At 38.9% G+C, this 20402-nt stretch carries 20 protein-coding genes, 2 tRNA genes and 1 pseudogene; 8 read left to right on the top strand and 15 right to left on the bottom strand.

The genetic code is table 11. The features are described from left to right. The first annotated feature begins 40 nt into the window (after positions 1–40). A pseudogene (gene ftsY, locus BGC07_RS10405) lies at positions 41–1034 on the top strand (signal recognition particle-docking protein FtsY). 106 nt (positions 1035–1140) lie between these two features. Here ftsY and BGC07_RS10400 read toward each other — a convergent pair. The 6 genes from BGC07_RS10400 to BGC07_RS10375 all read right to left on the bottom strand — a co-directional run bounded on the left by BGC07_RS10400 (position 1141) and on the right by BGC07_RS10375 (position 7766). Further along, positions 1141–1353 (bottom strand): hypothetical protein, encoded by a 213-nt coding sequence (locus BGC07_RS10400; RefSeq protein WP_069313053.1) that lies wholly within the window; start codon positions 1351–1353, stop codon positions 1141–1143. 167 nt (positions 1354–1520) lie between these two features. Continuing rightward, on the bottom strand, positions 1521–1886 hold the full coding sequence (locus tag BGC07_RS10395; RefSeq protein ID WP_069313052.1) for a hypothetical protein: 366 nt from the start codon (positions 1884–1886) through the stop codon (positions 1521–1523). A 3-nt stretch (positions 1887–1889) separates the two neighbouring features. Further along, positions 1890–3929 carry an RHS repeat domain-containing protein gene (locus tag BGC07_RS10390; protein ID WP_069313051.1) on the bottom strand — a complete coding sequence of 680 codons (2040 nt, stop codon included), beginning with the start codon at positions 3927–3929 and terminating at the stop codon, positions 1890–1892. Between the two features lie 60 nt (positions 3930–3989). Beyond that, positions 3990–5090 (bottom strand): RHS repeat domain-containing protein, encoded by a 1101-nt coding sequence (locus tag BGC07_RS10385; protein WP_069313050.1) that lies wholly within the window; start codon positions 5088–5090, stop codon positions 3990–3992. A gap of 11 nt (positions 5091–5101) precedes the next feature. Continuing rightward, a complete protein-coding gene (locus BGC07_RS10380) occupies positions 5102–6586 on the bottom strand; it encodes a hypothetical protein (protein WP_069313049.1) in 1485 nt (494 codons plus the stop codon). Between the two features lie 385 nt (positions 6587–6971). Continuing rightward, entirely contained in the window at positions 6972–7766 is a 795-nt protein-coding gene (locus tag BGC07_RS10375; RefSeq protein ID WP_069313048.1) for a nitrilase-related carbon-nitrogen hydrolase, read from the bottom strand. A 689-nt stretch (positions 7767–8455) separates the two neighbouring features. Here BGC07_RS10375 and BGC07_RS10370 point away from each other — a divergent pair. Beyond that, the gene (locus BGC07_RS10370; RefSeq protein ID WP_077216855.1) at positions 8456–8905 is read left to right on the top strand and encodes a hypothetical protein; all 450 of its coding nucleotides are present in this window, start codon (positions 8456–8458) and stop codon (positions 8903–8905) included. A 164-nt stretch (positions 8906–9069) separates the two neighbouring features. Here BGC07_RS10370 and BGC07_RS10365 read toward each other — a convergent pair whose 3' ends face one another. Then, a complete protein-coding gene (locus BGC07_RS10365; protein ID WP_069313047.1) occupies positions 9070–9309 on the bottom strand; it encodes a hypothetical protein in 240 nt (79 codons plus the stop codon). Positions 9310–9658: 349 nt separating this feature from the next. Here BGC07_RS10365 and BGC07_RS10360 point away from each other — a divergent pair, with 349 nt between their 5' ends. Next, the gene (locus BGC07_RS10360; protein ID WP_069313046.1) at positions 9659–10387 is read left to right on the top strand and encodes an SDR family oxidoreductase; all 729 of its coding nucleotides are present in this window, start codon (positions 9659–9661) and stop codon (positions 10385–10387) included. Positions 10388–10519: 132 nt separating this feature from the next. Then, positions 10520–11629, top strand: a complete 1110-nt coding sequence (locus BGC07_RS10355) for an S-(hydroxymethyl)glutathione dehydrogenase/class III alcohol dehydrogenase (RefSeq protein WP_069313045.1) — start codon at positions 10520–10522, stop codon at positions 11627–11629. Between the two features lie 74 nt (positions 11630–11703). On the opposite strand, the gene BGC07_RS10350 is transcribed toward BGC07_RS10355, so the two are convergent. Beyond that, positions 11704–13191, bottom strand: coding sequence for an oligopeptide:H+ symporter (locus BGC07_RS10350; protein ID WP_069313044.1), 1488 nt, complete (start codon positions 13189–13191; stop codon positions 11704–11706). A 468-nt stretch (positions 13192–13659) separates the two neighbouring features. Here BGC07_RS10350 and BGC07_RS19455 point away from each other — a divergent pair, with 468 nt between their 5' ends. Continuing rightward, positions 13660–14106 carry a DUF1499 domain-containing protein gene (locus BGC07_RS19455; protein WP_235603092.1) on the top strand — a complete coding sequence of 149 codons (447 nt, stop codon included), beginning with the start codon at positions 13660–13662 and terminating at the stop codon, positions 14104–14106. Between the two features lie 10 nt (positions 14107–14116). Here the strand turns inward: BGC07_RS19455 and BGC07_RS10345 are convergent, their stop codons facing one another. The 7 genes from BGC07_RS10345 to BGC07_RS23275 form a co-directional block, all read right to left on the bottom strand. Continuing rightward, positions 14117–14533, bottom strand: a complete 417-nt coding sequence (locus BGC07_RS10345; protein ID WP_139121668.1) for a hypothetical protein — start codon at positions 14531–14533, stop codon at positions 14117–14119. 46 nt (positions 14534–14579) lie between these two features. Beyond that, positions 14580–14655, bottom strand: a tRNA-Glu gene (locus BGC07_RS10340). A gap of 9 nt (positions 14656–14664) precedes the next feature. Continuing rightward, positions 14665–14740: transfer RNA gene (locus BGC07_RS10335), tRNA-Thr, on the bottom strand. A 28-nt stretch (positions 14741–14768) separates the two neighbouring features. Continuing rightward, entirely contained in the window at positions 14769–15548 is a 780-nt protein-coding gene (locus BGC07_RS10330) for a type III pantothenate kinase (protein WP_069313042.1), read from the bottom strand. Further along, on the bottom strand, positions 15545–16522 hold the full coding sequence (gene birA / locus BGC07_RS10325) for a bifunctional biotin--[acetyl-CoA-carboxylase] ligase/biotin operon repressor BirA (RefSeq protein ID WP_069313041.1): 978 nt from the start codon (positions 16520–16522) through the stop codon (positions 15545–15547). The genes BGC07_RS10330 and birA overlap by 4 nt, the downstream gene beginning before the upstream one ends. Positions 16523–16578: 56 nt before the next feature. Continuing rightward, complete coding sequence (locus BGC07_RS23280) at positions 16579–17181, bottom strand: dicarboxylate/amino acid:cation symporter (RefSeq protein ID WP_268801714.1); 603 nt, start codon at positions 17179–17181, stop codon at positions 16579–16581. Next, positions 17078–17851: a dicarboxylate/amino acid:cation symporter gene (locus BGC07_RS23275; RefSeq protein ID WP_268801649.1), complete on the bottom strand. Its 774-nt coding sequence runs from the start codon at positions 17849–17851 to the stop codon at positions 17078–17080. Before BGC07_RS23275 ends, BGC07_RS23280 begins: the two co-directional genes overlap by 104 nt. A 686-nt stretch (positions 17852–18537) precedes the next feature. Between BGC07_RS23275 and BGC07_RS10315 the strand changes: the two genes are divergently transcribed. The 3 genes from BGC07_RS10315 to BGC07_RS10305 all read left to right on the top strand — a co-directional run bounded on the left by BGC07_RS10315 (position 18538) and on the right by BGC07_RS10305 (position 20222). Beyond that, on the top strand, positions 18538–18846 hold the full coding sequence (locus BGC07_RS10315) for a hypothetical protein (protein WP_069313040.1): 309 nt from the start codon (positions 18538–18540) through the stop codon (positions 18844–18846). Continuing rightward, positions 18818–19408 (top strand): hypothetical protein, encoded by a 591-nt coding sequence (locus tag BGC07_RS20665; protein ID WP_069313039.1) that lies wholly within the window; start codon positions 18818–18820, stop codon positions 19406–19408. The genes BGC07_RS10315 and BGC07_RS20665 overlap by 29 nt, the downstream gene beginning before the upstream one ends. 112 nt (positions 19409–19520) lie before the next feature. Next, complete coding sequence (locus BGC07_RS10305; RefSeq protein WP_235603091.1) at positions 19521–20222, top strand: hypothetical protein; 702 nt, start codon at positions 19521–19523, stop codon at positions 20220–20222. Positions 20223–20402: the final 180 nt, after the last annotated feature.

Raw genomic sequence — 20402 nt, 5'->3', positions numbered from 1 at the left:
TGAAGAAGAAGCACGTCGCGCCGAAGAGAACGCTAAAAAAGTGAAACAAGGTGGGCGTCTCTTCGGCCGCAAAAAAGATAAAACAGAAACTAATGACAGTGATAACGGCGAGAAAAAACAAGGCTTGTTCGCACGGTTAAAATCAGGACTTAGTAAAACCCGTGACAATTTAGCCTCTGGTATCACAACACTTCTCGTCGGTGAGAAAAAAATCGACGATGATCTTCTTGAAGATTTAGAAACTCAGCTTTTAATGGCCGATGTCGGCATTGATGCAACAACGAATATCATTACCGACTTAACCAAACGACTAGCACGTAACGAATTAACCGATACAGATAAAGCGATGTCAGCACTCAAAGAAAATCTTTCAGGACTGCTTGATCCATGCAGTATTCCATTGGAAATTCCAAAAGCGAAAGACCCTTTTGTTATTTTAGTCGTCGGTGTCAATGGTGCCGGTAAAACGACTACCATCGGTAAACTTGCCAAACACTATCAAAATAAAGGTCAAAGCGTCATGCTCGCCGCCGGTGATACGTTTCGCGCCGCCGCCGTTGAGCAATTGCAAGTTTGGGGCGAGCGCAATGATATTCCTGTCGTCGCCCAACACACAGGCGCTGATAGCGCATCGGTTATTTTCGATGCGTATAACTCCGCTAAAGCCCATGGCTGTGACATTTTGATTGCCGATACCGCCGGCCGTTTGCATACTCAAAGTAACCTCATGGAAGAGCTTAAAAAAGTAAAACGCGTCTTGGGCAAAGTCGATAATACGGCTCCACATGAGGTTTTACTTGTTCTTGATTCAGGCACCGGACAAAATGCCATTAATCAAGCCCAGCAATTCCACCAAGCCGTTGATGTTTCTGGCATCGTTATGACTAAACTCGATGGCACCGCAAAAGGCGGCGTAATTTTCGCCATTGCCAATAAAATGAAATTACCTATCCGTTACATTGGTGTCGGTGAAAAAAATTGATGACTTACGTCCTTTTAAATCCGATGAATTTATCGAAGCTTTATTTGGGTAGGTTATAAATCGTAGCAATTGGAAAAATGCTCACCAAATCAAAAACAGCCTCAAAAGAGGCTATTTTTGGTATGGTTATTTGATAACCGTCCTTATCAAAAATAAACTTAAAGCAGGCTTAGTAAATAAGAATAAGCATGCTTTTCACTGAGAAATGATTTTTCATCAAATTTAATGCCTTTTTCGCAATAATAAACATTCCATTGCTTATTATTAAAAAATAATACGAATTTATCATGGGGGTACTCCTCATCAAATGTATACATATCTTGAGGAATACCCTTTTTATTTAATTCATTGATCAGCTCTTGTCGAGTCATTATTCTACTCTCTCTAAATGACCTGATTCGATCAGATTGACCTTACCCCTTGAACTAAACCAGTCGATCGTAAAAAGTATTACTAAGTAATACCATTACTAATAAGCCTTGAAAAAAGTAATACTTTGGTATTACCAAAAAAGCCGCCAAAAAGCGGCTTTATTTGATCACTCAGACTCTTTAAGTATTATTTCAAGCTCTTTTTGATAAATAGCTCTGGCAGAAGGTTCCCCATCAAAAAACTCTTCCCAAAATCCAGGTTTATTCCATGCAAGAGGAGAGCAAACCTTTCTAGTCGCTGACTCCCTAACCTCCCAGCTTGACGCGTGCTTTTCTTCGACAGTTTCGAATTGATTCGCATCAAAAAGTGTAGGAGTTTTATCATCATCACTTAAAAGTCGGTAGGTATTCCCTCTTCGCCTAGATTGATACATTTCTAAAACGACATAAACCTTGCCAATAGTTAGAGAGCGACTTGTATCAACATACTCTTTGGTATGCTCATTATAGATGTTTATACATTTTACTTTCATAAACTACCAACCTGCACCTTGATGATTAAAAATACTTTTATAATCCATATCATAATATGTTCTTTTTATCTCTGGGTTGTGATAGAAGTGCACTTTAAAAGGTCCAGATGGACTTCTGAATGATTGGGTTTCATATTTACCCCAATCTTCAATGTTTCCGCCAACACCAACGAGGCGGCTTCTTAGAGCTTGATTGCCAATATCTTCACCTTCAATAATTCTTGTAGAACCTTGAATCACAGACGAGTTTAACTCACCAGAAGCACCAAATATTGACGAAGCTTCTTCTCCAGCTAGTTGCTGATTTAATCTCTCTGCCTGTAGAGCGCTTGATGCGCTCGTTTCTGAGACAGTTAATGCATACTCACCACCTTCTAATAAAGTCCGAGTACCGCCCTTTAGAAGGTTATATTCCGTTGAACCATAGGTTGCCCCAAGTAATGAGCCGACAAGAAAGCCTGTTCTGTAAGAAAGGGTATTATATTGGCCATTATTACCCATAACACCGAAGCTCACAGCATTATCAAAGCCTGCACTAAAATTAAAGGTCACCTTCCAACCATGTGACCCGAAATTAAACATATTTCCAAAAGAGAAGTCTCTTCCATCTGGATCGATGTAAGTCATCGGGTTATCAGCAGCATAGGCATACCGATTAAAAGTAATTGGTCGATTCACATCAATAGCTGCAGGATCTATGCTTAAGAACCTGCCGATGACCGGATCATAGTATCGAGCGCCATAGTAAGAAAGGCCCGTGCTATCGTCGTGGAGTTTGCCGGTATAACTGATATGTTCTTCTTTTTCGTTTGTTTGATACACCTCTGTACCAAAAGGGCGGTAGCTTTGGCTTGGGTTCCATGATACCTGACCAGAAGCATTCACCTCTTGCAGTGGAGACCCTAAAATATCGTTATACAAATAGGTTGCATTGCTCGCCGTTGCTTTTTGCCCTGCTGCATGCGTTACCTCAGCCACTTTTTTATTATTCAGGTAAATATAATCAGTAACTTGATTCGTTTTTAGGTTCCATCGATAGAGCAATTGACTTTTACTGTTGTGAACTTCGAGTATCGTTTGATCGCCTTGTGTAATTTGAACTCGATTACCGTTCCCATCATAGTAATAATGAACATCAAATGACTGCCCAGTCAGTGGGTTTTTGCCATGCGCCGATACAAGTTGCATCGAATCATTGTAAGTAAATTCTTTGCTCGAACCATTATTACTAGTTATGTCCCCATAAGCATCATAGGTAAAGTTCTCACTGACATTTTTCGCACCCGAGGGTGTTGTCACCGTACCACTAACAGATTGCAATAGATTGTTGTTATAGGTGTAAAGCAGATTAGAGCCTTCGACCGTTTTAGCTGTTAAATTACCAAAAGCATCATAGACGAGGTTAGTTTTATGTCCTGCGACTGTTTGTGTAATCAACCAATTTTCTGGATTATAAGTAAATGTTTGGCTTCTTGATGGGACTAATACATTGCGGATGGCGCTTGTATTACCACTGCCGTCATAGCTATATGTTTGTTTAACAATCGGACTACCGCCTGCTGTCGTAACAGTCAGTGCATTATCCATTTGGCGATTATTTAAACCGTAAGCTGTTTTAAAATTATTACCACCAGTAAAGTCTTTTACTTTACTGTTTGGATAATAATGAACACTCTTAACAAAATCACCTGCTTTTCTTGCTAGACCTAATGGATCAGGGTTATAGCTTACAATGGTGTGATCTGGGTAAGTAATGCTTGATAAATGATTAAATCCATCATAGCTGTAGATAAATGACAGTGTTTTATCTATACCATTTACACAGTAACTCAATATGGCAGACGTTACATTATTATTTTTATCGTATTTATATGCCCAATTATCACCATTACTAACGGTTAATACTCTACCATCGGCATCATAGGTATACGTGACATTTTTATTGAGTGCCGAAGGAGAATATAGGACATTCGTTAATTTACCATCTTTATTATAACGATAAGCAACACCAGGAGAGCCTTTACCAATTTGTCGCCAAATCACTTGCCCAATTGCATTACGCTTATAGGTAGTTGTTCCTGTTTCAAGGTTATCAATGCTTGATCAAAAAAAGTGGCTATCATGATGGTAAACACGTGTGTAAGTTCCTTTGGAGTTAGAATAAGAGCCTTTTTGCCTGATAAAGTCTAGGCGGCCACTCACATCTCTTACCATATCAGTGATAACAGCACCGTTACCTTGATTAATTTCTGTTAATTGCTTGTCATCTGGATTGCCAAACGATTGGTATTTACTAAGTGTCGCAACACCTCTAGGGTCATCAACGGTAGTATGATCAATCGCATAATAATAGCGTGTGGTATAGGTGCCTGCCGTGTCAGGAAAACCAATATAACCATCACCTATTTTGTCTAATGCCACAGCAGCAGTACTAGTATGAATACGACCTAAAGGATCATGAGTCGTATAGATGCCCAAAGTCTGATCAGACATTGCTTTAGGGTCAACGCTATATGACCTAAAAATTTCACGCCCATACGCATCATAGCGAATTTCTTGTTTAGAAATGACAGTACTATTTGAGCCTGCATGAATTTCTATCTGTGTTGGCTTTCCAAAACCATTAACAGTAACGTACTTGCCGTAATAATTAGGTGTTTGTCCTTTATAAACAACATAATCTCCGACTTTTGGATAATTCCAATGAGTCGATGTAGTTAAACCTTGTGCAGGTATTGTTGTAACCAAACGAAACATATTGTCATATTGGTAGGATGTCTTATCCCCCATCGCATCCGTGACAGAGGCAACCGTGCCATCATTATTCACAACCCGATGGCTAACATGCCCTTCTGCATCTGTGATCGTTTGTGGCAAGCCCATTTTATAATCACTAAAGCTTGTGGTATAACCCAGTGCATTCGTCACTGTGGCTAAATTACCATGACTATAGGTGTATTTCGTTGTAACGCCATTAACTGTTTTGGAAGTTAAATTACCGCGGCTGTCATAAGTTAAAGAAGTCGAGTTAGCTACCCAACCACTTGAGTTTTTTATAACTTCACCCGCAGGCTTAAAAATCCAATTCGTTGTATCTTCGTGATAGCTTAATGTTTTGGTACGCGTCGTTATCGTTTGATCCGCTGCAAAATTTGCCCCAGCTAAACCTAACAGCACTAATGAAAGTGTAATTTTCTTTATCATTATTATTTTCCTTACACCGTATGCTTCACTGACGATTCAACTTCGGTTTTTGGATAACCATAGCTGTCAAAATCTTTAAATTCGGTGATATATTCCATGCATGACTGTGTTTTACAATCCCCACCGCGGCTAATCACTTGTTTTGTGAGTTCGGGCGCTTGAAGACTTGAGTCTGGTATTGTGTAACTTTGCCAAGTTTTATTAGTCATCTGGTATAAAATTTTTCCATCAGCACTGTAGAGCTTTTTAGATATTAAGAGTCCTGAACTCCACTCTGAAGAGCCAGGAAAAGTACCATCGAAATTAAATATCTGCTTTTTATCAGGGCCACTCACTGTTGTTACTGTATTGCCACCCGGATAAATATAATTGTATTTCCATGTACCAGATGTAACTCCAGGACCAGAATTAATTTGCGACGTTACACGATAACCATCGTAAGTGAAGCTAGACTTACCTCCATCAGGATAAACGATAGATTTTAACGGATAATAATATCCAGTTGATGGTTTATCACTATACTGTAACTGAAGCTTTGAGCCATCAGGATATGTGATACTATTTATTTTATAAATGTTGTTATGAAATACTGTTGTATACAGAATGCTAGAGCTAATCCCCCAAACTTCTTTATTATTCAAGTTTATTGACTGCAAAGTTCCCGATGCATTGTAAATAAAATTAAGGGTATTTCCACGATGATCAGTAATAGAAGAAAGAGATACAAAACCATTGCTATTTTTATAAGTATAATCGATTACTGTGCCGCCATTTGGGCTTATAACTTGCTTTAAATAAAAAGGCATTTCATATGCTTGTAAAGGGAAGCGATCTATATGTATCATTTTATACTGAATGCCTTTCGGTGTATAAATATAATACCAGATCGACCCATCAGCTAACCTATGAAAAACTGTTTTTAAACGATCCTTAGAAAAATAAGTGAGAGTCTGTGAACTTGCTTGGTCACTTTTTATAAAGGTATGGTTATAACCATAAAAATCTGTATAGGAAGCAACTGGATTTTTCATATCAAAAGTTACAACAGGTACAAGATCAAAATTCGTTCTGGATATCCCGGCACTCATGTACCCACAACTCAATCCACCACCATAGGATGGGCAAGTCAACCCCTGACTAACAGAATGAGAATTCAAAGAAAAATGTAAATTAACCCCATCATTTTCAGGAATATTAATAATAGGGATATTATAAGATAAAACTCCACTGTATGGATCTACACTGGTCAACTCTGTTTGCCCAACATGTGCTCTTGTGAGACTATTAGAGTTGTTCACTGAGTCATCACCACCCCCTAAAGCCACCAAACTCATAGGCTTTGTTGTTTTAGTGTCTTTATTATCTTTTTTTGTAATTTTCTGTGTGCTTTTTACTGGCTGGTGTTCAGTTTGAGCTTTATCATTGCTCGCCCACGCTAAAGCCACAACAAAGACCATAACACTCGCGGCGAGTGTTTTTACAACTTGTTTATGCATTATAATTGCAATTCCTTTACATTCTTAAGGATTTGTTAATTTGCTGCGGATTCTAACAGTCTAATAAGGTGAATACAAGCCTATCTTTGTGCTTTTATTACGCCTAATCTTTCTATAAATAACAATAGTTTCTTAAGTTTAGAGTTTTTAAGAATCAAGCTACCGCTTCAATTAAAAAATCACATTTATTAAACTAATTTTCTTCTTGAAGGCAATATGGCAATAGCTTGATGCGTTCGTCGCTAGTTTTTGCTGTGCTAATATTTTTAAATAGCGATTTTAGCTAGTGATCGGATGTTTTTCCATTAAGCTTACACGAAACACCCAAGCTATAAAGTACAACCGTCACTCTTTTTGCTTTTCTCTTAGCCTAAATTAGCGCTTACTATTGCAAAACATGATCCAAACCATATTCATCTCCCTCTTCATCGCTATTTTGACGATCAAAAAACATAACAGGAGACGTGGCTTTAAGCTCTTCAATCTGTGGCTTGCGGTCTGTGTAATGAGTGGAGTGATCATTAAAACTGACAAGATGCTCAATGGGTTCAAAACGAACACCACCAGCTTCACGTTGTACTTTGTATGCATAGCATGATTCTGCCTTTTTAGAATCGGCTTGTATAACAATACTGCCGTTAGCGGCCGCACAATTATCCTCTCTAAATGGAGCATGTGTATTGCTGATGCCAATATGGCAATCAAGTTCAAATTCATCATGGCTAAGGGCGAGCTGCCCCATTTCTCTACAAATTTCCACCCCATATCGCTGATTTTCTATTTGAAATATTGAACTTTCCTCATCATCTATATCTGCTGTTTCTGCTGAAATTCGGTGTGATCGGATAAATGGTGGATTTTCATGACTGTGGCTTCCATTTGGCTCATATAATATCGCTTTATTGTGTACACCCGCCTGATCAACATGCAGTATGCCCGCAACAATTTTAACATTATGCTCTTTCGCTAAACGCTTCAACTCAGCATCAACTTCTTTGAATTCATCCTCAGATAAATCGGCACATTTGCTTTCATCACTGTAGCGAGAGAAAAGATGTTCCGGTGTTACAATGAGCGAGCCTTCAGGCTGAGTAATCACAAAAGCTTTAAACCTAGCTATTTGTTCACTTACAGGCAACTGAGTAAATTCATCGAAGTTAGGTGAATATATGCGGATCATAATGGCTTGTCTAAAAGGTTAATCTGTGAACTATTGTACAGAGAAATATTAAACACAGATTAACTATAATAAAGCCCTGTTGACTAATATAAAAATATTATTTAAACTCTCAGCATCCAAGTTATTGCTTTAGAATAAATTTTCATAAAATAATGATTAATCATAATTATTAATAATCATATTCAACATATAAAGCTAATAGCTTACAACTTTAATTTAACTCTAAAGTCACTTACTACTTAAAGCTGCCTCCACAAGTTATATTGTTTTAGATTTACTAATGTGCCATCTATCTCCACTAACCTTTCCAATATTGCACTTCTAAACCAAAATAGTGACGATAAAAGTATCGCTTTTTAACTCTTATTTTTATAGACTTTTTTATTTTTAATATAAATTAAAACAAATATGTATTTTTTCTATACCAAATAAAATAAAACTCTTTACTAATTATCATATTTTTTATTTTTATTAACGCTAAGATCAACTTAGGTCACTAAAGCATGGATAAATACTATAACTTTTAACCACTTCATACCTGGACTTTAGTAACAGCTTTTGCTAGCATGATGCACTGGAAAAATCAGGAGAATAATCAGCCAATAATTAACCACCACATATTTTAATGAAGTATACTTACTTATTTATTTTTTTAGTTAAGTTTAAAATTTAAAAAGGATTATTATCTCATGAAAGTTATTACTCTTGCTACTGCTGCATTAACTCTTTCACTTGGCACAACAAATTTTGCTCAAACAGCTAAAAAAGAAGTAGTTTGGACACCTACATTTTATGCCATCCAACCTCGTACAGATGTAAAACATCCAGTATCAAAAGAATTCTGCTTAACACATATTCCCAATACACTGCGGACGACAATCTCTCAAATTAAAAATGGAGTTCAAGCTGAAAATGGTGTTTATATCAAATATCTTTCTTATACAACCACACACAAAAGTGGCCTAGGATTCAATATCGTTAATGCCGTCGTATGGACAGCAGATGCAAAGGGTAATAAAACATGGAGCTCGCCAATGAAAGAATACCAGCAGAATTTGTCCGATACCGGAGTGACGAACACCGTTTGGTCAACCGACCAATGCAAAGGAAAATTTATTGGCGTATCGAACGTTGATTAACTAAAAAATAATTTGGAGTGATCGCTAAACAACTAAAATATTAACCAAGATCACTCCCCTACTAATTATTTACTTAATATTAAAGATTATAAATTTCAAAAAAAGTATTTAAAATTTATTTTTTACCATACTTATTAAATTTATTCTTCCTTATCTTTTAGTGCTTATGGTCTTTCATACCCATGCAATAATAAGTAACGGTCCAAATTAATCTTTCTTAAACCACGACGATAACAGTTCACAATGTATTCAATCACCTGCTCACTTTCGTCATTATCACTCATGCCCAGCTCTATTGTTTCTTCACTGCCTTGATCATAATAAAAAACCAATAATTGCCCTTTGGCGATGACATTGTGAACTTTCTCAAAATCAATTTGTGATTCATGGTAATTAATCAACATAGCTCCCCTCCTTACTGTTCAAGTCTACCGTGATTGCACTTTTACGGTTGTTGTCAACAAACTCTCACATGCTGCATTAAATAAGGAAATCCACACCTTAAAATCATTCTAAATCACAAAAAATTATGAACAAGACCTAAACAGCAAAGAACTGGAACCTATTCATTAAAGACGGTCTAATCTTAATAAATTGGATGAAAAGCAACCTAATGTAATGCCATGATTAATATATATAATATCATGGTTGCGGTACATGCAACCCCGTGTTTCATATCCAGACCTTCTCAACGGCAGTGCCGTGTTTATAATCACTCTCAAGCACAAAAGAATCAACTTAGGAGATAAACTTATGAGCACCCAAAAACCATTAGCAATTATCACCGGCGCAAGTTCAGGGATAGGCCGAGCAACAGCTATTGCACTCGCAAAGGCCGGTCATCCACTATTACTCATTGCTCGCCGTGTTGATGTTCTAAATGCATTAAACTTACCAAACACCATCGCTGCACACGTCGATGTTACTGACCTTGCAGCGCTGAAAGAAGCAGTAAATCATGCTGAAAGTGAATACGGCCCAGCAGATTTATTAATCAATAATGCTGGCGTTATGCTGCTTGGCCAAATTGATGAGCAAAATCCAAGCGAATGGCAAACCATGCTGAACGTTAATGTTCAAGGTGTATTAAACGGTGTCCATACCGTCATTGCTAATATGAAATCACGTAACAGCGGCACGATTGTTAACATCAGCTCAATTGCTGGGCGCAAAACCTTTCCAGCACATGCGGCCTATGTTGGCACGAAATTCGCGGTTCACGGTTTAACTGAGAATATTCGCGAAGAAGTTTCTTCAAGTAATGTCCGCGTGATTACGATTGCCCCAGGTGCAGTAGAGACCGAACTGCTCAGCCATACAACTTCTGATCAAATTAAGGATAACTATAATGATTGGAAAAAGGAGATGGGAGGTGTTTTAGCAGCGGAGGATGTCGTTAACAGCATACTCTTTGCTTATCAACAGCCTCAAAATGTATGTATTCGTGAGATCGTACTTGCTGCAACTCGCCAGCAAGCCTAAAGACAGTTACAGCAAAAATAAAATTAAAAGTCACTTGCAGGCCAATAAATATTGGCCTGACCGGTGATAGACATCGCCTAATCGCTGCTCTAGACTAGATGCCAAAGAGAATAAAACATATGGAGCTAGCGAATGAAATCACGTGCTGCAATTGCATTACAAGCCAAAGAACCCCTCATTATTGATGAGATCGATGTTGGCGCCCCCGAACAAGGTGAGGTTCTCGTCCGTCTCGTTGCCACCGGTGTCTGCCACACTGACGCTTACACTTTATCGGGCATGGACCCCGAGGGAATATTTCCGGTTATTTTAGGTCATGAAGGAGCTGGTGTTGTCGAAGAAGTCGGCCCAGGAGTGACTTCACTCAAACCCGGTGATCATGTGATTCCACTGTATATTCCAGAATGCGGTACCTGTAAATTTTGTTTATCTGGCAAAACGAATTTATGCCAAAGTGTTCGTGAGACCCAAGGCAAAGGCTTAATGCCAAGCGGCACAAAACGCTTTAATTATAACGGTCAAGATTTATTCCATTATATGGGTACTTCAACTTTTTCAGAATATACCGTCATTCCGGAAATTTCTCTGGCAAAAATCAATAAAAATGCGCCGTTAGATAAAGTTTGTTTGCTCGGTTGTGGCATTACCACAGGCATCGGTGCCGTACTCAACACAGCAAAAGTAGAAGCTGGAAGCACGGTTGCGGTCTTTGGTTTAGGTGGCATCGGTTTAAGCGTCATTCAAGGGGCCCTTCTCGCTAAAGCAGAACGCATTATCGCCATTGACATCAATGAAGATAAATTTGAATTTGCCAAGCAGCTCGGCGCCACTGATTGTATTAACCCAAAAGATTACACACACTCCATTCAAGAGGTCATCACCGAGATGACTGAGGGTGGCGTTGATTATTCGTTTGAGTGTGTTGGCAATACGGAGCTGATGCGCTCAGCACTCGAATGCTGTCACAAAGGCTGGGGAGAGTCCGTCATTATCGGCGTCGCCGGCAGCGGGCAAGAAATATCAACACGGCCATTTCAGCTCGTGACAGGTCGCGTCTGGAAAGGCACTGCATTTGGTGGCGTCAAGGGTCGCAGCCAATTGCCTGATTATGTAGAACGTTATATGCGTGGTGAAATCAAAGTCGATGAGATGATCACTCATACCATGCCATTAGAAAACATCAATCACGCCTTTGATCTAATGCATCAAGGCCAAAGCATCCGCTCGGTTATCCAATTCTAAACAATTTTCCCTATAAATTAACCAAAAAAAAAGGAGCATAAAGCTCCTTTAATTTTTAGCAAACAGTACAGAGTTTAGGCAGGCAATATAGTCTCTTTTTTTGTAGCCGTAACATCTGCATTGATATAACGCGTTAACATCGGAGCTGCAATAAGAGTAATAACAGCAATAACAAAGGTAACAACACCAATTTGTAAAAAGACATGAGAGTACACTGGCAATGTTTGAATAGCTCCCGTTACCCCCTTAGGTGCTGCAGTCAATCCAGCAACATGACCTGCAATCATTGAAGCAACCGCTGAAACTAAAAACCACACTCCCATCACTAGCCCCATCAATCGTTGCGGCACTAGCTGAGCAACCATCGCTAAGCCCAAGCCACTGATCATCAACTCTCCTACGCTTTGAAATAAATAACATAGAATAATCCAGCTCGAAGAAACAATACCATGTACATTGGCAAACTTAGCACCTAAAGGTAGGACAAGAAAGCCAAACGCACATAAAAACATACCAATAGCAAACTTAAATGGCATTGCTAAATCTTTACCCTTAGTACCAAAATGTGAGTAAAAGTACGCCAAAATAGGGCTAGCAACAACAATCCAAAAAGGGTTCAACGCTTGAAAAGAAATAGGATTAATTGGTATACCAAAAATACTGTGCTCAACATTATTAATCGCAAAAAAGTTAAGCGATGTAGGCATCTGCATATATAACACAAAGAAAACAATTGCAATCAGCATTAGAATAAAGGCAACAATCATCTTAGTTTGATAGCCTGTGTTCTCACGCGCGGTTTCATAAAAATAATACAGCACCACAGCAGTGACAATAACTCCTAATACCCAATGGGCAACCCCTAAATTCCTAAGCAGGAATGACGAGACAAAAACACCGATCACAGAGCCAATAATAACGACTAATAGCTTATTGAAATTCAATTTTTTCATGCCTGCTTCTGAGCCAACATGAGCGACCCAATGACGACAAAGCATGTAATTGATTAAGGCAACCACTAAGCCAACACCACTCAGAATGTAAGCGACACTCCAACCAAAATGTGAACTGACGACCGGAACAAAGGCTGTAGCAAAAAAAGACCCAATGTTCACTGCCATATAATACATCGTAAATGCGCCATCAAGCTTAGGATCACCTTCTTTGTAACACTTAGAAAGCAGACTAGATGGATTCGCTTTAAATAAGCCGTTACCAATACAAATAGTTCCGAGCGCGGTGAAAACCAAGTGAGAAAAGTGAGCAGAAGCTGCGAGAAGAAAATAACCAATTGCCAGGGTAATTGCACCTAAGACCATTGTCCGCTTCGTGCCTAATACCCGATCGCCAATATAACCGCCAATACTAACAAAACCATAGACCAGCGCCATAAAAGCACCCATCACAGAAAAGGACTCAGTATCACTCATACCGAGGCTTTTCACAAAATACACCGCAAGCAATGCTTGCATGCCGTAGAAACCAAAACGCTCCCACATCTCCACAAAGAAGATCATATAAAAGGGTTTAGGTTGTTTAAAGTTTTCTAGCATTGAAGACATAAAGAGAAATACCTTTTGTTACCTGACACATATGTGGAGCCTTTATCGCCACAAAAGCTGATCTAAAGAAAATATCGTTAAAAATTAATCAACAGAGAAACGTGAAATATTGTTTCTTCATTATTAAAATCTACATTTTTTACACCCACGGCCACTATTCTTAGCATAGTCTGAAAGATAAATCCACTTTATTCACCATAGAATTTATGCCGCACCACAAACTGAAAGGACATGATCAACCTTAAAAAGTCATGTAACTTACTAATATCTAATACTTTTTATTTTAACTAACAACAAAAACAAGTTTTAGTTATAAACTATGAGGCATTAATTAAAAGTAGACTGTTAAGTTTTATTAAACAAAATACAGTTCTACATTAAAACCATTCAGGTAATCATATGATAGTAAAGATATTTTTATTTTCATCGATTCTTTTGATTACGATTTATCTATTGATAACGATTTTTGTGTCCTACAAAAAGATCGCTATCAAACGAATCCATTGGGAAACCTTAAAACTGCCCTCTTCTCCAAATTACTGTCTACTCACCCCAAACTCAAATAGTTACGATATTCAGAACAGTAGAGTAATGTACAGTCCTCAATTAAATTGCTCAATAGCAAAATTAGAACAAACTCTCATAGCAATCACCCAGCACGAGCCTAGACTAAAACAACTAAAATGTAACGCTCATGACAGCGCTCAACAGCACTATATACAGCGTAGTTTACTGTTTCGTTTTCCTGATCTTATTACGATTGAGTGCCACCCAATCAATGCGAGTACGTCTACATTCACCTTATACAGCCGATCTATCTATGGCTATAGTGACTTTGGTGTCAACAAACGTCGGGTGGAAAACTACCTGAAAGTCCTTACAAAGGAGCTTACAATCATTGAACCCACAAAATAGTAGTACAGAATTAAAACTTATACTGAGTACTTAAACTAACGCCATTGAGCAATAAGCAACGACCCTCACAGTTTTCTTGATCTGATAAGGATTTTGAATTTTCTATCTTATTGTTTTTATTATAAAGACCATTTAAACCTAATTGCACAGAGGTGCTTGCAGAAATATTCGCTCCCACCCCCATATTAACTTCAACAGGGCTTGATTTTCGCTGGCTTTGATTTAAAGGTGCTGAAGAAGACGTTGATTGTGATTGATTATTATTCTGTTGATGAAAATACAGATATAAGGGTTCAGAGTTGGCTTGAGCATTATTTTCAGCCTGACTAGATAAAATAACAGAAAAGACAAAACCGCTATTGATTAAAGTTAACCGCAGTGATTTCTTAAATAAAGGAGTAATTCGAGAAAGGAAAGATGCCACCATGCCCATATCTTAACATAGAGCTAGCCCTGCTTTCAAACAAGAAAGATGGCGTCCCCTAGGGGGTTCGAACCCCTGTTACCGCCGTGAAAGGGCGGTGTCCTAGGCCACTAGACGAAGGGGACAGGAAAAAATGGTGCCGGCACCAAGAGTCGAACTCGGGACCTACTGATTACAAATCAGTTGCTCTACCAGCTGAGCTATACCGGCAACGGAGTGGTATTTTACTGATTTTTAATTAAACTGCAAGCTTTTTTTGATTTTTTTTCTGAAAATATGCCACCATGCCTTCAAAAACAAGTCCTGGGCGATAATCAGCTTCAAAGTTTAGCAAAGCCTGAAGTTGCTCTGCATCCCCTCCGGTGAGAATAAAACGTAAACCCTCTTCAAAGGCCTGTTGAAGGTCTTGCGCCACACGATCTAGCGTCGCCACTACAGAATAAAAGCTTCCAGCAAAAACAGCATCACGAGCATTTGTTGCTAAAAAACCATCTTCTGAAAACCCTTGGCCATGATCCCCTAACAACTCTGTTAGTTTCTGACCACGCGCTTGCGCTGCCACTAAGTGCAACTGTTTTAAGCCAGCAAAGGATAAGCCGCCGATATGCTGTCCTAGGTTGTTTAACACATCAACAGTAATACGTGCACCACAGTCAATAATACACACCGGCAGACGCTCATTATGCAAAGCGAGCATAGCAAGCCAGCGGTCAGCTTCTAACTCTTCAGGATAGCTATAACCATTAAAGATGTTCAACGCTTCTTCATCAGCAACAATAAATTCAGCAGCGATTTGCCAATGCTTCCAAATTAAATATTCCAAACGCTCTTGCGTGCTTTTCTCACCAACAAAAGCAATACAAACACTATCTGCATCAGCTAACTCTTTGCTTTCTAATAAATAAAAAATATGATCCGCAGAACCGTGATGTTCTAACGCACCTTGCTGCTGTAGCGAGCCATTTTGAGACCTCGCCCATTTGACTCGTGAAAGTCCAATATCTAACAATAATTTCATAGGGTCCTCACACTGACCTCGCCATAGGAAAAGTTGCGCAAACCCTGTGATGTTTTCACTAATAAGCGGCCCACACCATCGATTCCCTGCGCAATTCCTGTTACAGCATCATGATTTAATTTGACGATGACGTCTCGTCCACACAGTGCATCATAACGCTGCCATTCAGTTAAAAACGGGTCAAAACCTTTCTCAGTTAATTCATTAAATGCTGCACACATCTCGCTTAAAATAACAGCAGCCAGCTGATTTCTTGAGATATCTGCATTTTTGATGATCTCTTGCACATCTGCGCAAGGCTGATCAATTTGAGCTCTATCTTCATTAGATAAAGCCACATTTACAAATAGCCCGATCACCGCATGACAATACGAAAAGTCTTGCACTGAACTCTCTACCAGCACACCACCTAACTTTCGCCCATCATACTGTAAATCATTCGGCCATTTTAATTGCACACCCTCACAGCCCAGTTTTTTTAAGCTTCGGGCAATACAGATTCCAACAACTAAGCTAATGACTGAAAAATCGAACAATCCGGCCTGAAAAGTCCACACGACAGACCCCATCAGACATGAGTTAATCCCAGCATGATGCGCACGTCCACGACGTCCACGCCCAGCGGTCTGCAACTCAGCAAAACAAGCTTGCGGCTGCTTATTGCCTTGCTGCACTTGCTTTAACAATACATTGTTCGTCGAATCAGTCACACTGAGCACCTGTACAGACGCTAATTCTGAACGTGCCTGCACAGAAAGTTGCTCAGTCATTTTTTTTGCATTTAAGAGGTTAAGGGGCTTGATTAAGCGATAGCCTCGACCAGGAACTGATTCTATATTAAGGCCGAGCTCTTTTAGCTGTTTCAGTTGCTTCCAAACCGCAGCACGACTGACACCCAGCACTGCGCCTAAGTCTTCACCTGAGTGAAACTTACCATCAGCCACTAGTTCCAGAATCGCACCTAACTTCTTCATACAGATCCACTATATTTCTTAAGCGGTCGATTATACCGAAAAAAATAGCTGTTGTCTTAACTGCTTAAACTCTGGGACTCGACTTTTTCAAAATCACCACTTCGCTCTTGCTCTTGTTTTGCCACCACAGTCGTTGCAAAAATATCACCAGCAACATTGGTCATGGTCTGCATCATATCATTCAAGCGATCAACGCCGACAATCAAGGCAATGGCACCTAAGGGCAAACCTAATGAGTTCATCACCGCACCCATCACAATAATGCCAGAACCTGGAACCCCTGCCGCGCCCATCGCGGTTACTACAATAGTCAGCACAAGAGTAATATAATCTGAGATATTAAGATGCACACCATAAAAATTAGCCGCGAAAATCGTCGCCGCACTGACATAAATCGATAAACCATTTAAGTTAAAGTTTGCACCTAACGGCAATAAAAACTGAGCAATCTCGCGAGGTACCTTTAAATCCGTCGTAGTTGTTTCTATAGAAACAGGTAAAGTCGCCGCACTACTGGAAGTCGTATAGGCAATCGACATCGGATAACGAATTTTTTTAAAGAAGGCGAGAGGCTTCATCCGCATGAGATTCAAGCCACCGCCATAAACAATCGCCATATGTAAAATGCAAGCGAGGTAAACAGCAAAAACCAGCTTCACCAACGACCATAACACTCCTAAGCCGAATTGGCTGAAAAACCCAAGCACTTAGTGCAAAGACACCATAAGGTGCAAACGAAATCACAATTCCAGCCAAGCGAAAAACAACATGTGTAAAAGATTGAAAGAAGTTCACAACAGGAGCGGCTTTCTCACCGGCCTGCTTTAAAGCGATCCCTAACAAAATTGCAAACACAATCACCTGTAAAATATTGCCGTCCACGAATGCCTTTAAAGGATTGGCAGGAATCAGCTGACTAATAAAATTTTGCCATTTAATATGGTGTAGCTCTGGAACTTGCTGGAGCTGATGCGCATAGGCAAGGCCAGCGCCCGGATGAACTACAGCCGCTACGCTAATGCCAATAATGGCCGCGAGCACCATAGTCATGGCATAAAGTGCAATCGCACGCAGGCCAACGCGTCTCATTTTATTACCATCGCTAACGCTGGTAATCGCCGAGACAATCGCGATAAACACCAACGGCATAACGATCATATTAATACCGTTAATAAATAGATCGCCAAAAGGCTTTAAAAATTCAGCGCTGCTTTTAAAGACTAAACCAAATAAAGCACCTAAAATTAGCCCCAAGATCACTTGCTGCCAACTCTTCAAGCATCGCCATAAACGTATAGGATAAGAAATAGAAAATAAAATTTGCTTCACTTTGCAAAACCACAAACATCAAAATTTGATATTTTGATACAGTTTTGAACAAAAAGATAGAACCAAGTGCACTTATGTTCTCCTACCATCAACCTTTTTCTAGCATCATCACGACTTTTGTACAAGGTTGCCACGCTAAGCTCGCAATCTGATAAGCCCTCACAGAACTATCGTTTAGGTAAATTGAATCAGGGGTATTAACCTACCACGTTGATTAACAAGCGCTTAGCCATGCCAAGAACGATAAACAATGGGAAAGCTTCAACAAAGCTACCCTTATAAAGAAATTGCGATTTTGACATTTAAATTTAATTAAAATTTAAAAATAAAATAAAATATTGTTTATAACTATATTTAATTTCTATCAGGTTGCTTTAAATTAAACAATGAAACTTAGAAGATCTCATAATTGAGCTAATAATTAAACTAGGCACAGAATAACACTCTTTCGCCTTCCATATTTTACAGAGAAGCCAAGATGCCAATTGATCAGAGCTCTATTTGCTCAAAGCTCAGCCAATATTCAAAATCAGTACCAGTATTAGATTCTGGCGAGGAGTTATATACACACGGCTTTTGTTACTCTTTTGCTTATGTATATGCTTTTATGGTTTTTATAGGCAAGGGACCATGGTTTAAAGACGCTCTGAAAAAAAATAGATGAGTGGGATGGAGAAAGGGCCTCTTTGCAGGAGTATACCACTCTTAACGGTCAAGATGAGGGAATAACCTTAGAGATGCTGTTTGAGCGTATTTCATCCTACATTCTGTTTGGTTATCGTGTAGGGTCTTTATTCCCTGATAGTAAAGATCCTTCGGCTGCTTTCTTGGATAACTTTGAAGCAATTGACCCTGCTTCGGGCCGAGTTTTGAAAGTTACTCAAGATAATTGCGTGGTAATCGCTGCAAATTGGAGCGATGAAAATTTACACGCTTTGCTAACTCCACAAAATTTCAAAAAAGAATATGTGTACCTTAGGGGGAGGCTATCATAGATGTGCCATATGGTGCCAAGATAATAAATTTTACTTTTATGACCCTAACTTTCAACAAGGGGAAAAAGTATTTGAATCGCTAAATGACTTAATTCCCACTTTAAGAAGAAGTCTATCTTGCTCATTTTCAATAAATTTAATCTCTTTAAAAAGAGAAAATCTAGCAGCGTTACGTATTTTCAATAAGTTTGAGTTGGAGTTAAAGCACTTAGAAGGTTTAGGCTTTCATGCATTAGCACGTTACCCAAACTTACTAGGTCAAGCTTTAGAAGTGCTAAGCCACACATTAGAAAATGCCGCGACGGAACAACAAAAAATACAACCCTTTTTAACTATTTGCCAAGCTGATAGAAAAGGCCAGACAGGACTTCATCGATTAGTATTATGCAGCAGACCTGATTTAGTGGAGAAATTCTTCGCATTAGCAACTACTGATCAGCAAAAGTCCAGATTACTCTTGTCTCTTTACCAACGTGATGATAAGAATTGTACATGGTTTCATAAGTTGATGTATCATACACCGCAATCAGCAAAAAACAGCTTTAGAACTAGCAACTACTGACCCACATAGATCAAGCCTCACCACAGCCCTATGCGAAACTGATGATCGTGGCCATTCAGGGCTTTACTTATTATGTCTTTATGCGCCAGATCTAGTGAGCAATGCTTTACAAATGGCAAGAACCACCGATAAAAGAAAGCGTATGGCCTTAACTCTTTGTGAAATTAACAAAGAAAACTGGACGCCTCTGCATCTATTATATTTTCATTTTGATAAACGTTTAGCGCAAGTATTGGAAGGCATTCCCTTTACTGAGCAACAGAGAATATGGCTTAGTTCAGTTCTTTGCATGGCCAAAAATGATAAACAAATTAAAGAAAACCATGAGCTGAGAAAAATTACTAAAGCTTTCCAGAAAAGAGATTTGGATCTATCTAAATATTGGCCGCACTTGCGAGATAAACCAAGGCCGTTAGATTGGATAACCAATGAGTTAATGAACACTAGTTTGGATGAGGCGAAAGCAAAAACAAGTAATTCATTAAAGAAGCGTATGGCAGATGATCTAAAAAGAGAAATAAGATATGGCAGCAAAAGCATGGTTTTTACTTTTTTAACCGCTGTTCGTGTAATGTCACACCATAAATTCAGATTTCGCAGTACGACTACAAAGAAGACTAATGCATATATAGCTATGGAACCTTATGTCAGAGTACTTAAAGAGCTTTTAGGTGTTAGTGACTCTGACTTGTGTGCTGCTATGAAAAATAAGGGGCATTTAGCTAATGGTTGTTATATGACATACTCTCAATTTAGACAAAAAACAAATGATAAATCCAAACAGTTGTTAGTAACGCAGACTATGGAAGGCTGAGCTTGTAGCCCTTTTTAAAACGTTCTTCCAGTTGCAGAGCACATTTAAACAACCCAATGATGAACAATTAGGTAATCATCCTCCCTTAAAATAGAACAAGTGATAAGTGGAATCTTCTGCTAAATTAACAGCAGTTAAACAACTTTCTAAAACTTCGAGCTAAGGTCTTACAATTTTCAT

This window comes from Piscirickettsia litoralis, assembly GCF_001720395.1.
GTDB classification, from domain to species: domain Bacteria; phylum Pseudomonadota; class Gammaproteobacteria; order Piscirickettsiales; family Piscirickettsiaceae; genus Piscirickettsia; species Piscirickettsia litoralis.
Note: the sequence above shows the minus strand (reverse complement) of the source record. Positions and strands in the feature narration are given on the sequence as shown.